At 69.7% G+C, this 13,694-nt stretch carries 13 protein-coding genes; 8 read left to right on the forward strand and 5 right to left on the reverse strand.

All coding sequences use genetic code 11. From position 1 onward, the window contains the following. Positions 1–70: 70 nt before the first annotated feature. The 3 genes from ABZS40_RS06200 to ABZS40_RS06210 all read left to right on the forward strand — a co-directional run bounded on the left by ABZS40_RS06200 (position 71) and on the right by ABZS40_RS06210 (position 3,012). Entirely contained in the window at positions 71–901 is an 831-nt protein-coding gene (locus ABZS40_RS06200; RefSeq protein ID WP_354942280.1) for a PIG-L family deacetylase, read from the forward strand. A gap of 376 nt (positions 902–1,277) precedes the next feature. Continuing rightward, positions 1,278–2,471 carry an endo-1,4-beta-xylanase gene (locus tag ABZS40_RS06205; RefSeq protein WP_354942281.1) on the forward strand — a complete coding sequence of 398 codons (1,194 nt, stop codon included), beginning with the start codon at positions 1,278–1,280 and terminating at the stop codon, positions 2,469–2,471. A 199-nt stretch (positions 2,472–2,670) separates the two neighbouring features. After that, the gene (locus tag ABZS40_RS06210; RefSeq protein WP_112585316.1) at positions 2,671–3,012 is read left to right on the forward strand and encodes a metalloregulator ArsR/SmtB family transcription factor; all 342 of its coding nucleotides are present in this window, start codon (positions 2,671–2,673) and stop codon (positions 3,010–3,012) included. 21 nt (positions 3,013–3,033) lie between these two features. Here the strand turns inward: ABZS40_RS06210 and argS are convergent, their stop codons facing one another. Continuing rightward, positions 3,034–4,752, reverse strand: coding sequence for an arginine--tRNA ligase (argS, locus tag ABZS40_RS06215; protein WP_354942282.1), 1,719 nt, complete (start codon positions 4,750–4,752; stop codon positions 3,034–3,036). 345 nt (positions 4,753–5,097) lie between these two features. On the opposite strand from argS, the gene ABZS40_RS06220 reads away from it, so the two are divergent. The 3 genes from ABZS40_RS06220 (at position 5,098) to ABZS40_RS06230 (ending at position 7,038) form a co-directional block, all read left to right on the forward strand. Continuing rightward, a complete protein-coding gene (locus ABZS40_RS06220; RefSeq protein WP_354942283.1) occupies positions 5,098–5,856 on the forward strand; it encodes a hypothetical protein in 759 nt (252 codons plus the stop codon). A 61-nt stretch (positions 5,857–5,917) separates the two neighbouring features. After that, positions 5,918–6,337, forward strand: coding sequence for a nitroreductase family deazaflavin-dependent oxidoreductase (locus ABZS40_RS06225; protein ID WP_354942284.1), 420 nt, complete (start codon positions 5,918–5,920; stop codon positions 6,335–6,337). Positions 6,338–6,720: 383 nt separating this feature from the next. After that, the gene (locus ABZS40_RS06230) at positions 6,721–7,038 is read left to right on the forward strand and encodes a DUF6223 family protein (protein WP_354942285.1); all 318 of its coding nucleotides are present in this window, start codon (positions 6,721–6,723) and stop codon (positions 7,036–7,038) included. 58 nt (positions 7,039–7,096) lie between these two features. Here ABZS40_RS06230 and ABZS40_RS06235 read toward each other — a convergent pair whose 3' ends face one another. From ABZS40_RS06235 to ABZS40_RS06250, 4 genes are all read right to left on the reverse strand, one after another. Beyond that, on the reverse strand, positions 7,097–7,759 hold the full coding sequence (locus ABZS40_RS06235) for a response regulator transcription factor (RefSeq protein WP_354942286.1): 663 nt from the start codon (positions 7,757–7,759) through the stop codon (positions 7,097–7,099). Further along, positions 7,756–8,895: a sensor histidine kinase gene (locus ABZS40_RS06240; RefSeq protein ID WP_354942287.1), complete on the reverse strand. Its 1,140-nt coding sequence runs from the start codon at positions 8,893–8,895 to the stop codon at positions 7,756–7,758. The genes ABZS40_RS06235 and ABZS40_RS06240 overlap by 4 nt, the downstream gene beginning before the upstream one ends. 53 nt (positions 8,896–8,948) lie before the next feature. Continuing rightward, positions 8,949–10,817 carry an ABC transporter ATP-binding protein gene (locus ABZS40_RS06245; protein ID WP_354942349.1) on the reverse strand — a complete coding sequence of 623 codons (1,869 nt, stop codon included), beginning with the start codon at positions 10,815–10,817 and terminating at the stop codon, positions 8,949–8,951. Positions 10,818–11,014: 197 nt separating this feature from the next. Then, positions 11,015–11,506: a MarR family transcriptional regulator gene (locus ABZS40_RS06250; protein WP_354942288.1), complete on the reverse strand. Its 492-nt coding sequence runs from the start codon at positions 11,504–11,506 to the stop codon at positions 11,015–11,017. A 109-nt stretch (positions 11,507–11,615) separates the two neighbouring features. Between ABZS40_RS06250 and ABZS40_RS06255 the strand changes: the two genes are divergently transcribed. Beyond that, complete coding sequence (locus ABZS40_RS06255) at positions 11,616–12,665, forward strand: LLM class flavin-dependent oxidoreductase (protein WP_354942289.1); 1,050 nt, start codon at positions 11,616–11,618, stop codon at positions 12,663–12,665. Beyond that, positions 12,658–13,686 carry an LLM class flavin-dependent oxidoreductase gene (locus tag ABZS40_RS06260; RefSeq protein ID WP_238686411.1) on the forward strand — a complete coding sequence of 343 codons (1,029 nt, stop codon included), beginning with the start codon at positions 12,658–12,660 and terminating at the stop codon, positions 13,684–13,686. The genes ABZS40_RS06255 and ABZS40_RS06260 overlap by 8 nt, the downstream gene beginning before the upstream one ends. Positions 13,687–13,694: the final 8 nt, after the last annotated feature.

The raw sequence follows: 13,694 nt of genomic DNA on the forward strand, positions 1-13,694 counted from the left end.
GATGCCCGCTCCCGCGGACGTTCCCGGTGGAGGTCGTGAGGCCGTAGCCGGATGACCGTAGGGTGATGGCATGGCTGAGCGACCTCTGACCCTGATGGCGGTGCACGCCCACCCCGACGACGAGGCGACGAGCACCGGCGGCGTCCTTGCCCGCTATGCCGCCGAGGGGGTCACCACCGTGCTCGTGACCTGCACCGACGGGCGATGTGGGGACGGCCCGGGTGGGGTCAAGCCGGGCGAGGAGGGGCACGACGCGGCCGCCGTGGTGGCGATGCGTCAGGCCGAGTTGGAGGCAAGCTGCGCCACGTTGAACGTCACCCACCTGGAGACCCTCGGCTACGCCGACTCCGGGATGATGGGCTGGCCGACCAACGACCTGCCCGGCGCTTTCTGGACGACACCGGTGGCGGATGCGGCGGCCCGGCTCGCGGAGCTGATCCGGCAGTACCGGCCGGACGTGATCGTCACGTACGACGAGAACGGTTTCTACGGCCACCCGGACCACATCCAGGCTCATCGGATCACCATGGCGGCGGTCGAGCAGACGGACGTTCCGGCGAAGGTCTACTGGACCACTGTGCCGCGTACGGCGTTCGCTGAGTTCGGTCGGATCATGAAGGAGCTCGGCGTCGAGTGGGCCGAGCCGGACGCGGCGTCGGAGCCGGGCCCGCAGCTCGGTCTCCCCGACGACGAGATCACCACCTGGGTCGACACGAGCAAGTACGGCGCGCAGAAGTTCGACGCGCTGGCCACTCACGCCAGTCAGACCGAGAACATCTTCTTCCTGCAACTGGGCCAGGAGCGGTTCACCGAGCTGATGGGCGTGGAGACCTTCGTGCGGGTCCGGGACCGTACCGGCGCGCCGACCCCCGAGGACGACCTCTTCGCCGGTCTGCGCTGACCGGTCCTCGTCAACGTCACCGGGCATCGTCGGCCACCGCGTCGACGATGCCCGGCCGTGTGCGCCGCCACGACGTCGCCGCGAGATGTGCCGTGCCCGCCGCGCCCTGCGCTCACGCCGCAGCCGCCGATCGTCGGCCTCCGAAAGTTTCGACCGCTAGCCACTCAGCGCGATGCAGGTCATGTGATGAATTTCCGGAAGTTTTCAGCGTTGACGGCCAGACATAGATCGGCTTAACGTTTCGAGCGGGTTTCCGGTTTCCGGCCGGAACTACCGGCGTCACCCGACCAGCTCGCGTCTCCACCCGGCCAACACCGGACCCTCACCTCCTAGATCGACATTTGTCTATTGATCGTCTGGAAGGGCAGGCAGGCACATGAAGTTAAGACAGTGGTCGACCGTCGGCCTCGTCGCCGTCGCGACAATCGCCACTCTGAACACGGTGCCGGCGACCGCGAGTCGGCCGTACGACCCCACGACGCAAAGCCTCGGCACCCTCGGCCTGCGCCACGGCCTGCACGTCGGCACCGCGGTGAACATGGATGCCCTCAACGACGCCAGCGACCCGCAGTACCGCAAGCTGGTCTCCTCCGAGTTCGCCTCGGTCACCGCCGAGAACGTGATGAAGTGGGAGAGCCTGGAGCCGACCCGCGGCACCTACAACTGGGGGCCGGCCGACCAGTTCGTCGAGTTCGCCAAGCGCAACCGGCAGAGCGTGCGCGGTCACGTGCTGGTCTGGCACAACCAGTTGCCCGCCTGGTTGACCAGCGGCGTCGCCGACGGTTCCATCAGCAAGCAGGAGTTGCGCGAGCTGCTGCGCAAGCACATCACCACAGTCGTCAACCGCTACAAGGGCAAGATCTGGCAGTGGGACGTGGTCAACGAGGCGGTCAGCGACCCGTGGGACACCCCGTCGACCCTGCACTACAAGGGCTTCTGGGCGCAGAACCTCGGGCCCGGCTACATCGCTGACGCGTTCCGCTGGGCGCGGGCCGCCGACCCGAAGGCCCTGCTGTTCTACAACGACTACAACATCGAGGCGTTCGGCTCGGGCAACCCGGCGGACGACAAGACCCAGTTCGTGTACGACATGACCAAGAGCCTGCGCGCCCAGGGTGTCCCGATCGACGGAGTCGGCTCCCAGGGCCACCTGGGCACCCAGTACGGCAATTTCGACACCCTCCAGGTGACCGCCGCGCTGAAGAAGTTCAGCGGGCTCGGCGTCGCGACCGCGTTCACCGAGGTCGACGTCCGCAGCCAGCTGACGGAGGGCGTCCAGGCGGGCAACTCGGAGGAGATCAACCCCCGGCTGCAGGCGTCGGCCGCGAACTTCAGCGTGCTGATGAAGGCGTGCCTCGCCGTGCGGAGCTGCCTGTCGTACACCGTCTGGGGTTTCAGTGACAAACACTCGTGGGTGCCGGGCTGGTTCGACGACCCGCCGGAGGGCCTGGCCACCATCTACGACGAGAACTACCAGCCCAAGCGGGCGTACCAGGAGTTGAAGTCCGACCTGATCTTCGCGGGGCCGCCGTACGTCCTGCCCCGCATCGCACCCAGACCCCGCCGCTGACGCGCGGATCACCGTGGGGCCGTGTGGAGCGTCGGGAAGCTCCACACGGCCCTTGTGCCACCACGGACGTCGGCGTTCGACTCACGTTCGGTGGTTCCGCTGCGCCATCCGGACGCCATCGGAGGGCTGGTGCCGGATCTGCCGGTTTATTGATGGTGTTGGTGTCACTATGGCAGGCGTGGGAACTGCGAAAACTGCCATGCCTGCGATCTCGCCGCTCACCGGCGATCCCATCAAGCGGGCCGATGCCGAGCGGCTAGCGGGGGTGCTGAAGGCCTTCGCCGATCCGGCGCGACTCCGGTTGCTCAGCCTGATCCAGTCCGCGCCGGAAGGTGAGGCGTCAGTGAGTGACCTCACCGCGGCGCTCAATCTCTCCCAGCCGACTGTGAGTCATCACCTTCGGATCCTCACCGAGGCTGGCCTACTCGAACGCGACAAGCGCGGGGTCTGGGCGTACTACCGCCTGGTGCCCGCCGCGATCGCGCAGATCGCCGACCTGTTGACGCCGCCCCGGAAGCGGGCGACGAAGAGGGCCCGCTGACCGGGCCGGGAGGCCGGCTCGTCACATCCGCTCCAGCGTGCGGATGCCGAGCAGGTGCAGCCCCTGCCGCAGGGTCCGGGCGGTCAGCTCGGCCAGCAGCAGCCGGCTCTCCCGCAGCTCGTCCGGGGCACGCAACACCGGGCAGCGCTCGTAAAACGCGTTGAACGCGGTCGCGAGTCGGTGCAGGTAACCGGCGAGCTGGTGAAACTCGAGACTCCGCTCCAGCTCGCCGACCACCCCGGCGAAGCCGAGCAGCTCGACAGCGAGCGCGCGCTCCGCCGGCTGCCCCACCACTATGGGCGCGTCCGGCCGCACGGCGGTCCCGGCCCGCCGCAGCACCGACCGGATCCGGGCGTACGCGTACTGGAGGTAGGGCGCGGTGTTGCCGTCCAGCGCCAGCATCCGCTCCCAGTCCAGGACGTAGTCCTTGGTCCGGTCGACGGACAGGTCAGCGTACTTGATGGCACCGATGCCCACCGCGCGGCCGATCTCCTCGGCGGTCCCGGCGTCGAGTTCCGGGTTCCTGCTCCGGGCCAGGTCGGAGGCGCGGGCGACAGCCTCCTCCAACAGCCCGACGAGCTTCACCGACCCACCGGCCCGGCTGCGCAGCATCCGCCCGTCGGCACCGAGGATGGACCCGAAGCCCAGGTGCTCGGCCCGGGCCGGCGGGCAGAGCCAACCGGCCGCCTGGGCGACGGCGAACACCATCGCGAAGTGCTGCCGCTGCGGTAGGCCCACGACGTACAGCAGCCGGGTCGCGCCCCACTCGCCGACGCGCTGCCGCAGCGCGGCCAGGTCGGTGGCCGGATAGCCGTATCCGCCGTCGCTCTTGCGCACGATCAGCGGTAACGGCTCGCCGTCCCGAGCGGTGAACCCGGGCGGAAAGACGCACTCGGCCCCACCGCTGGGCAGCAGCATCCCCAGCCGATCCAGGTCGTCGACGACGTCCGGCAGCAGATCGTTGTAGGCGCTCTCGCCCCGAAAGTCGGCAGCGGACAACCTCACGTCGAGCAGGTCGTACACGGTCAGGAAGTACCGCTCGGACTGCGTCACCAGCAGCCGCCACAACCGCCGGGTCCGCTCGTCGCCGCCCTGCAACGCGACCACCCGCAGCCGCGACCGTTCCTGGAACGCCTCGTCGGCGTCGAACTTCACCCGGGCCGCCCGGTAGAAGGTGTCCAGGTCCCCCATCGACAGGTTCTGCGCGGCTTCGGCCTCACCCAGGTCGACCAGGTGCTCGATCAACATGCCGAACGGTGTCCCCCAGTCACCCAGGTGGTTGGCCCGCACCACCCGGTGCCCGAGCCAATCCAGCAGCCGCACCGCCGCGTCGCCGATGACTGTGGAGCGGAGATGCCCGACGTGCATCTCCTTCGCCACGTTGGGCGCCGAGTAGTCGACAACAACGGTCTGCGGCGTCGCCGTCGACGGCACGCCGAGCCGAGCATCGCCGGCCAGCCCGGCCACCAGGTCGGCCAGGGCCCGGTCGGCAACCGTCAGGTTGAGGAAACCAGGCCCGGAGACCTCCGCCGACACCCCGACGTCGTCGAGCACCGCGTGCGCCAGCACCGCCGCGGCGATGTCGCGCGGCGGGCGGCCGAGCCGCCGGGCCAGCGCCAGCGCCGCGTCGGACTGGAAGTCCGCACGAAGAGACCGCCGCACGAGCGGGTCGACCGGGCTGCCGGCCACCGCCGCGAACGCCGGCGCCAGCCGGTCGGACAACAACTTTTCAAGATCCATGAGTACGCCGATCTCGCTCGGACCCGCGCCGTCACGCGAGCCGTTGACGGGGAGATACGGGCGGACCGAGGACGACCAGCGAACGACCGGCGGCTCGATCCGCCGGTCGCAGGAAACAGGTCAGCGCGGGCGGGCGACGAATCGCCGGCGTCGCCCCGCACCGACCTGGACGTCATACGACAGTCCGGTGCACTGAGCGATCACGCTGGTCATGCGGGGCAGCCTAACGGTCCGGCCGACGCCGGGCACGTCCTTTCCGCTGTCCGGTCCACGTCCGAGGCGCTGCATGGTCGTTTCGGTCGGTGCAGGGTAGGGAACTGCCCCGTGGGACGACAAGAGGTGATCATGAGCCGAAACACGCAACTGCCAGCAGCCCGTACGCGACGTGCGCTCGCGCTGCTCGGCACCATCGCACTGACCGCTGCCTGCAGCACCACCGAGAATCCTCCCGGGTCGGTCCCGGCGACCTCGGCACCGACGACCGCGACGGCGTCGTCGGCGCCACCGACAGACTCACCATCCCCGAGCGCGAGCACCCGGGTGACCATTCCGACCTCGGCCTTCGTCGAGTTGCCCGCCGAGCTGCGCAAGTCTCCGCGACGGACGACGCCCGTCGAGGAGGCCCTGCCGACGCTGTGCGGCAACGAGTTCGGCACCGGCGGCCGGCAGGTCACCGCGAGCGCCGCGATGACCGTCACCTACCAGAAGGCCGGCGAGCCCTCCAGCAACGTGCCGCAGGGGATGATCCACCAGACCATCTTCACCTTCGACGGTGCTGGCGCCTCGGCCTACCTGGACCGTCTCCGCACCGCTGTGCAGGCGTGCCCCTCCTACGACCGGTCGGGAAGCCGCGTGACCGTCACGAGCAAGGTGCTGGCCGGCGTCGGGAACGAGGCGCTGCTGTTGACCCGGACCTGGCCCGAGATGAGCCTGAACGGCGAACGAACCGGCGGCACCGCGTCCAGCCAGATCGCTGTGGCCCGCGTCGACAGCACGGTGACGGTCTTCGACGACGAGGGGTGGGAGGGCACCAGCGGCAACCCCGCCATCCTGGACCGGGTCGTCCGCGACGGCGCACGCGCCATCGACGCCTGGCAGCGGTAGTTCATCCGGCTGCCGTCGACGCGGGCTTCCGCCGCGGTGGTTCATCCGGCTGGCCTGGTCGGTGCACCGGGGCCTGTACCGGGTCACCGGCAGCCGCGTCGGGCTGTGGCGACCGCGCGAGCACCGCTGGGGCACGCTGCGGCTGACCACGACCGGTCGCCGCACCGGTCAGCAGCGCAGCGTCATCGTCGCGTACTTCGAGGATGGCCCGAACCTGGTCGGGGTGGCAATGAACGGGTGGGGCGCAGGTGCCCCCGCCTGGTGGCTCAACCTCCAGGCCCGCCCGGACGCGTCGGTCGAGCTGGCCGACGGGCGGCGGCTGGTGCGCGGTCGCGTCGCCACCGACGACGAGCGGTCGCGACTGTGGCCACGCTGGCGCGAGGCCGACAAGAACTTCGAGGCCCACGCGGCGCGGCGATCGTCGGAAACGACACTGGTGGTGCTGGAGCCCAGATCGGGTGGCGCTCAGGTTGACGGCTGAGCGCGAGTTAGAGACGCAGGCCGAAATTCATCATGCCCGGCAGGCCGAACCGCAGGTCAGAGACGCATTGGTGGCCGGCTCGCGTGGAGGTGACAGGTGCCGGACGGTGATCTGAAGAATCCTGGTGAGACAACTGCGGCGGTACGCCCTCCCGAGCGCGTACATCCCGGGTGGTAGGCCCATCGGCAACTCCGGCATGACGACTCACGAGCAGTCCGGTACATACGCTGCCGCCAGTACCCGTCCTGCGACCGAGGGGATCCACGATGTCCATCCGTCACCTGCTTGCCACCGCCGTAGCCGCCCCGCTTGGAGGGATCGAGCTAGCCGCACCGGCAGCGGCGCACGTCACGGCCCAGCCAACCGCCGCCACTGCTCTTTCCATGAGTTCCGGGCGTTTCGGTGCCAGTGTCGCCGTCCTGCTGGGGCTGGTCGGCGCGGTCATCGGAGGCTTGGCCCTGGCCCGCCCCGCAAGTCGCCTCGGTACCGGCTCGGGCAGCTTCGGAGCCGTCCTGGCCCTGGCGACGGGGCTGATCAGCATGGCGCTCGGCGGGCTGGTGGTGGCCACGTCCGACAGTGGTATCGGTACGGGTAACGGAAGAGGCGGCGCTTTTGTGGCCCTGGCGGTTGGGGTGGTCGGCGTGCTTCTCGGCGGGCTGGCCCTGGTCCGCGCCCGCCGCACCGCTCGGCTGACCGCCTGACCGGTCAGGACGCAGGGCGGCGCCCCGGTGCTGCTCCGCCGGTCAGCCGGAGCTGTGGTCAGGAACGGGCAAGCCAGCCAGGAACAGTCAGGCCTGACTCGTAGGCGAGGATCACCAACTGGGCTCGGTCCCGGGCGTGGGCCTTGGTCATGATCCGGCTGACATGCGTCTTGGCGGTGGCCGGGCTCAGCACCAACCGCACCGCGATCTCGTCGTTGGAGAGGCCGGCGGCGACCAGCGTCAGCACTTCACGCTCCCGCTCGGTGAGCACGCTCAGTCGCGGCCCAGGGTCGGGATGCTTGGCCCGGGCCGCGAACTCGGCGATCAACCGCCGCGTGATCGACGGCGCTATCAGCGCGTCACCCCGGGCCACCACCCGCACTCCGTGAATCAACTCGGCCGGCTCGGTGTCCTTGACCAGGAAGCCGCTGGCACCGGCGCGCAGCGCGCCGTAGACGTAATCGTCCAGGTCGAACGTGGTCAGGATGATCACGCGAGCCTCGGAGTTCGCGACGATCTCACCAGTGGCGGCCAGGCCGTCGAGCCCCGGCATCCGGATGTCCATGAGGACGACATCCGGCCGCAGTTGCCGAGCCAGCCGCACCGCCTCAAATCCATCGGCAGCCTCACCGACCACCTCAAGGCCGTCCTCGCCGTCGAGAATGGACCGGAAGCCGGCGCGCACCAGGGTCTGGTCGTCGACGAGTAGCAGCCGGATCACACCTGCTCCCCCACCGCTGCCGGTCCGGGCCGCATCGGCAGACGAGCACAGACCCGGAAGCCCCCATCCGGCGGCGAGCCCGTGGTCAGCGAACCGCCGAGTGCCCGCGCCCGCTCCCGCATTCCGAGGATCCCGCTGCCCGGCGAACCCGGTCGGCCGGTGCCGTCGTCCTCGACCTCCACGAGCACGTCGTCGTGATCGGGACGGACCCGAACCACCGCGGCCGTCGCACTCGCGTGACGCGCCACGTTGGTGAGCGCCTCCTGGACGATCCGATACACCGCCAGATCGACCTCCGGCGGTAGCAACAGCGTCTCGGCCAACTCGGTGCGGATCTCCAACTCCGGCCGGGCGGCCGTCCTGATCAAATCACCGAGACGGTTCAGACCGGGTGTGGGCATGACCGCTGGGCCCGCCTCCTGCCGCAGTGCGCCCAGCGTCGCGCGCAACTCACTCAGCGTCTCCTTGCTGGTCTGTTTGATCGCGGTGAGGGCCTGCTCGGAGCGGACCGGGTCGGGTCGGTGCAACGCGGCGCTGGCCTGCACGTTGATCAACGACAGGTGGTGCCCGAGCACGTCGTGCAACTCCCGGGCAATGCGCAGCCGCTCCTCGGTGGCCCGTCGCCGGGCCTCCTCCTCCATCCGCTGCTCGGCGACGACCGCTCGGGCCTGCGCCTCGGCGAGGTAGGCGCGGCGGTTGCGGGTCACACCGACGATGACCGCGACGAGCCAACCGGCGTGCAGCAGCGTCGCCCCGTTCATGGTGTTCGGAGAACGGTTGTAGCCGTCTGCCACGGCGAAGGCGATCACCGAGGCGAGACCGAGCCCGATGGCGACCGCGACGTACCCCTCGTCGACGATGGTGTAGAGCGCCACGACGAACACCAACATGATCGGGCCGGGCCGGTGCAGCAACGCCCCGTACGCGCCGATGGCGGCCAGTGCCACGACGCCCACCGGTACCGGGTGGCGCCGACGGACGTACAGCGCACCGGAGGAGAGCAGCACCGCCAGCAGCGCCGCCCATTCGGCGGCGGTGTCAATGCCGCGCGACTGCACCACCAGGCCCACGACGGCGACCAGACCCACGGCGAGCACCAGGGCCACGTCCGCCCTCCGGCCCCGCCACCCTGACATGCGCCGAAGCCTAGCCTCCCGCCATTGAACAGGAGAGGGTCTGACTGGACGGTTCAGGTGTGCTGGCGACCTTCGGCCAGGTTCGCGTCGTAGCCGGCGGCCTGGAGGGCGAAGAGTTCGGCGTACCGGCCGCCGGTGGCGACGAGGTCGGTGTGGGTGCCGGCCTCGACCAGCCGGCCGTGGTGCAGGACGAAGATCCGGTCGGCGTGCCGGACGTTCGCGAGCCGGTGCGTGATGAGGATCGTGGTGGCGTGCCCCTTCCGGTCGCGGATGGCCTGGAACAGGGCGTCCTCGGCGCGTGGGTCGAGCGCGGAGGACGGCTCATCCATGATCAGCAGTTCGGCGTCGCGCAGGAACCCGCGGGCTGCGGTGATGCGCTGCCACTGCCCACCGGAGAGGTCCTGGCCTCGTGCGAAGGTCCGGTCGAGCAACGTCTCGTACCCGTGGGGAAGGTCGTTGATCATGTCGTGGGCGACCGCGCGGCCGGCGGCGGCCTCGATGCGGTCCTGCCGGGCCTCGCTGTCGACGTCGCCGATGGCGATGTTCGTGGCCGCAGTGAAGGGCCACTTGTGGTATTCCTGCGTCACCACAGCGATCCGGGCGCGCAGCCCTTCGGCGTCCCAACTCGACAACTGCTTACCGTTCCAGTCGATACTGCCCTCGGTGGGGACGCGGAGGCCGGCGATCATCGCGGCGAGGGTCGTCTTGCCCGAGCCGTTCTCTCCGACGAACGCGACCGTCTGCCCAGCGGTGATCGTCAGCGTGACACCGTTCACAGCGAGGTCTTCCCGGTCGGGGTAGCGCAGGCTCACCTCGTTGACTGTCAACTCCCGCAGCGGCTCGGGGCCGGCCGTGGCCACCTGTCGTCCGCTGTCCGGCAGGTAGGCGGCGGCACGGGCCATGAAGCCCGTGTAGTCGCCGAAGTGTTGGCCCTGGGTGTAGACGTGGTCGACCTGGAAGGTGGCGATGGCCAGGGACCGCTGGGCGGACTGCAGGGCGATGACGCAGGTCGCCGCCGCGGCGAGCGGTATCTGTCCGTCCAGGAGCAGCAACCCGAGCAGGACGTAGACCGTCCCCGTGGCGAGGCCACCGATGATCGCCCCGACCGTGGTCGTGGTGGTGACCCGTCGGGCGAGGGTGAGTTGGATGTCGGTCTCCACCCGCATCACCCGGTCGTACTGGTCGAGGAGGAAGCCGCGCAGCCCGTACGAGCGCAGCTCCGGGGCCGAGGCGCGTTCGGCCATCAGCTTGTGCAGCAACCACAGTCGACGTCGGCGCACCGACCCGGCGGTGTACGTCTGGTAGCGCAGATGCCCGGAGCGTAGCGACGCCCAGGCGTTGGGCACCGTGGCGACCAGCAACGCCAGCAACAGCAGCGGGTGGATGATGACGACGGCGGCCGCCACGGCGAGCAGCCCGGCCAGCCCGGCCAGCAGGTTCATCGACGCCTGCACCAGCTCGATCGTCGACTCGGTGCCGCGGGAGGCGCGTTCCATGTCGTCGGCGAACGCGTCGGCGTCGAACGCCTCCAGACGCACGGCCGTGGACACCTCGAACAGACCGCGCTCCACCTCGCGGCTCACCCGGGGCGGCAGCCCGTTCTCCGCGTACCCGATGGCGATGCCCATCCCGCCGCGGAGCGCGACCGTCGCCGCCAGCACGGCCAGCGCGGGCAGCGCCGCCCGCACCTTGTCGGCGGTCGGCCCGCCGGCAAACAGCTCCACCAACACCCGCTGGGTGGCCAACAGGCCGAAGGCCGCCATCACCCCCGCGCCGACCGTCGCCGCGGCCACCACACCGGTACGCAGCCGGTCCGCGCGCCAACTGATGCCGAGGGCTGTCCAGACGAGCCTGGGCAACTCCGCGAAGACGGCGAAGACGCCGGCCTCCGCGCGCGCCCGCACCCCCGTCTCCCACCACATCTCCCGCAACTCCGGCAGCAACGACTCCGTGCGCCCAGGGTGGGGCTTGCCGGGCGTGGCGCTGTGGGCCTCTGCGGTGGCGGTCTCGCTCATGGACATACCTCCCGGGCAGCGGAGCAGGCTTTCTGGAGGATTGGACCACCCGGATGTAGCTCTCGGCAATCGTCCGCGCACTAGCAGTTATTGATGCGTGGCGATCACTCCTTGGTCAGGACGTCCAGGCGCGCCCGCAGCGCCGTGGCGATCTCGCCCGCCGCGATGATCTGCTCCGGGGTGAGGGCGTCGACGAAGATCTCCCGAATGGCACGCAGGTGAGGAAAGGTGGCTCCCCTGAACGCCTCGGCGCCGGCCGTCGTGAGCAGCACCTCCGCCCCGCGCGGAACCGTGGCGGACTCCTGGCGGCGGATCAGGCCGCGCCGCTCCATTCGCCCGAGATGGTGGGAGAGCCGGCTCCGCTCCCACCCGATGTGCGAGGCGAGTTCGGAGGACCGCATGGCCTGACCCTCCGCCTCGCTGAGGGCGAGGAGCACTGAGTAGTCCCCGGTCGAGAGCGAGGAGTCGCCCTGCAGGCGGGACTCGAGCCGGGAGCCGAGCGCTGCCGTCGTCTCGATGAAGTCCCGCCAGATTCGCAGTTCGTCGGCGGTGGGGAGTTGGCGTCCGCCCCGCCGGCCGGGTGTGGCCTCCGTCATCTCACTCTCCCGGGAATTGACGTGTCAATCGCCAAGTTAACATCATTGACACGTCAACCGGTAGGTCCGCCTACGCGGGTCGCCGGCGGATTGCACCGAGGAGGAGACGATGGCAGCTGCAGACTTCGAGCTGGGGCTCAACTCGTTCGGGGAGGTGGCCACCGACGGCGACCGGGTCCTGAGCGACGCCGAGACCGTACGGCTACTCGTGGACGAGGCACGGCTCGCCGAGTCGGCCGGAATCGACGTGTTCAGCGTCGGTGAGCACTACCGCGAGGGCCACAACGACTCGGCGACACCGGTGTTGCTGGCGGCGGTCGCGACGGCGACCGAGCGAATTCGCCTCGGCACCTCGGTCACCGTGCTCAGCACCAACGACCCGGTACGGCTCTACCACGAGTTCTCCACCCTCGACGCCGTCTCCAACGGCCGCGCCCAGATCGTCCTCGGGCGGGCATCGGCGACCGAGTCGTTTCCGCTGTTCGGTTACGACCTGGCTGACTACGAGCGGTTGTTCGAGGAGAAGCTGGACCTCTTCCTGCGGCTTCAGCAGGACGAACCGGTCACCTGGTCCGGCACGGTACGAACCCCGCTGACCGCGCAGCGGCTGCACCCACGGATGCGGGCGGGTGGCATCCCGACCTGGATCGGCGTCGGAGGAAGCCCGAACTCGGTGATCCGCGCCGCCCGGCACGGACGTCCGCTCATGCTCGCGATCATCGGCGGGCGTCCGCAGCGCTTCGCCGGCCACGTCGACCTCTACACCAGGGCGCTCGAACAATTCGGGCATACCCTGCACCCAATCGGGCAGCACTCACTCGGCCTTGTCGCCGACACCGACGAGGAGGCGGTGGAGACGTGGTGGCGATACTGGCAGCCGGTAGTAGCGGCCCTGGCCGCCGAACGCGGCTTCTACAAACCGGACCGCGCGCGCTACGAGGCCGAAATCGACCACGGGGCGCTGTTCGTCGGTTCGCCCGAGACGGTGGCGCAGAAGATCGCCACTGTCGCTCGCGACCTGCGACTGAGCCGCTTCGACCTGAAGTACGACATCATGCACCTGCCCCGCGAGGCACGCGCGCGCACCATCCAACTGCTGGGCAGTGAGGTCGCGCCGCGGGTCCGGGAGCTGCTGGCTAAGGAGCCCACCAATGTCTGATCTGCTGTTCGGCCTGGACACGTTCGGCGACGTACCGGAGGACGACAACGGCAAGCTCGTCTCCCACGCGGCGGCGATCCGGCAGGTCGTCGACGAAGCGGTGCTCGCCGACCAACTCGGGGTCGACGTCATCGCCCTGGGTGAGCACCACCGGCCGGAGTACTCGGTCTCCACACCGGAGACGGTGCTGGCCGGAATCGCCACCCGCACCTCGCGGATCCGGTTGGCCTCCGGCGTGACGGTGCTGAGTTCGGACGACCCGGTACGGGTGTTCCAGCGTTTCGCCACGGTGGACGCGCTGTCGAACGGCCGCGCCGAGGTCATCCTCGGTCGTGGCTCGTTCACCGAGTCGTTCCCGCTCTTCGGTTACGACCTGCGTGACTACGACACGCTGTTCGAGGAGAAGATCGAACTGTTCGTCAAGTTGCTGGACGAGAAGCCGGTCACCTGGAGCGGCACCCTGCGTGCCCCGCTGGAGAACGCCGACGTGTTCCCGAAGACCGAATCGGGTCACCTGGACACCTGGGTCGGTGTGGGCGGCTCGCCGCAGTCGGTCGTCCGCACCGCCCAGTACGGGCTCCCCCTCATGCTCGCCATCATCGGCGGCGCCCCCGAACGCTTCGCGCCCTACATCGACCTGTACCGCCGGGCCGCCGACCAGCTCGGTACGACCGCGCACCCGGTCGGCATGCACTCGCCGGGCTTCATCGCCGACACCGACGAACAGGCCAAGGAGATCTACTGGCCGCACTACCGGATCATGCGGGACCGGATCGGCAAACTACGGGGTTGGCCCCCGATCCGCCGGCAGGAGTTCGACTCCGAGGTGGAGAACGGCTCCCTCTACATCGGTTCACCGGAGACGGTGGCCCGCCGGATGGCTCGCGCGATCCGCAGCCTGGGCGTCGGCCGGTTCGACCTCATCTACTCGGCCGGAGCGCAGCCGGCCAGCGCCCGGATGCGCGCCGTGGAGCTCTACGGCTCCAAGGTGATCCCCATGGTCCGCGAACTGCTGGCCTGACCAGCACT

This window comes from Micromonospora sp. NPDC005324 (assembly GCF_040607155.1).
Taxonomy (GTDB): domain Bacteria; phylum Actinomycetota; class Actinomycetes; order Mycobacteriales; family Micromonosporaceae; genus Micromonospora; species Micromonospora trifolii.

Coding starts and splice junctions, on each gene's coding strand:
- ABZS40_RS06200 (WP_354942280.1), top strand. CDS start 71: ATGGCTGAGCGACCTCTGACCCTGATGGCGGTGCACGCCCACCCCGAC.
- ABZS40_RS06205 (WP_354942281.1), top strand. CDS start 1,278: ATGAAGTTAAGACAGTGGTCGACCGTCGGCCTCGTCGCCGTCGCGACA.
- ABZS40_RS06210 (WP_112585316.1), top strand. CDS start 2,671: ATGCCTGCGATCTCGCCGCTCACCGGCGATCCCATCAAGCGGGCCGAT.
- argS (WP_354942282.1), bottom strand. CDS start 4,752: ATGGATCTTGAAAAGTTGTTGTCCGACCGGCTGGCGCCGGCGTTCGCG.
- ABZS40_RS06220 (WP_354942283.1), top strand. CDS start 5,098: ATGAGCCGAAACACGCAACTGCCAGCAGCCCGTACGCGACGTGCGCTC.
- ABZS40_RS06230 (WP_354942285.1), top strand. CDS start 6,721: ATGAGTTCCGGGCGTTTCGGTGCCAGTGTCGCCGTCCTGCTGGGGCTG.
- ABZS40_RS06240 (WP_354942287.1), bottom strand. CDS start 8,895: ATGTCAGGGTGGCGGGGCCGGAGGGCGGACGTGGCCCTGGTGCTCGCC.
- ABZS40_RS06245 (WP_354942349.1), bottom strand. CDS start 10,817: ATGTGGTGGGAGACGGGGGTGCGGGCGCGCGCGGAGGCCGGCGTCTTC.
- ABZS40_RS06250 (WP_354942288.1), bottom strand. CDS start 11,506: ATGACGGAGGCCACACCCGGCCGGCGGGGCGGACGCCAACTCCCCACC.
- ABZS40_RS06255 (WP_354942289.1), top strand. CDS start 11,616: ATGGCAGCTGCAGACTTCGAGCTGGGGCTCAACTCGTTCGGGGAGGTG.
- ABZS40_RS06260 (WP_238686411.1), top strand. CDS start 12,658: ATGTCTGATCTGCTGTTCGGCCTGGACACGTTCGGCGACGTACCGGAG.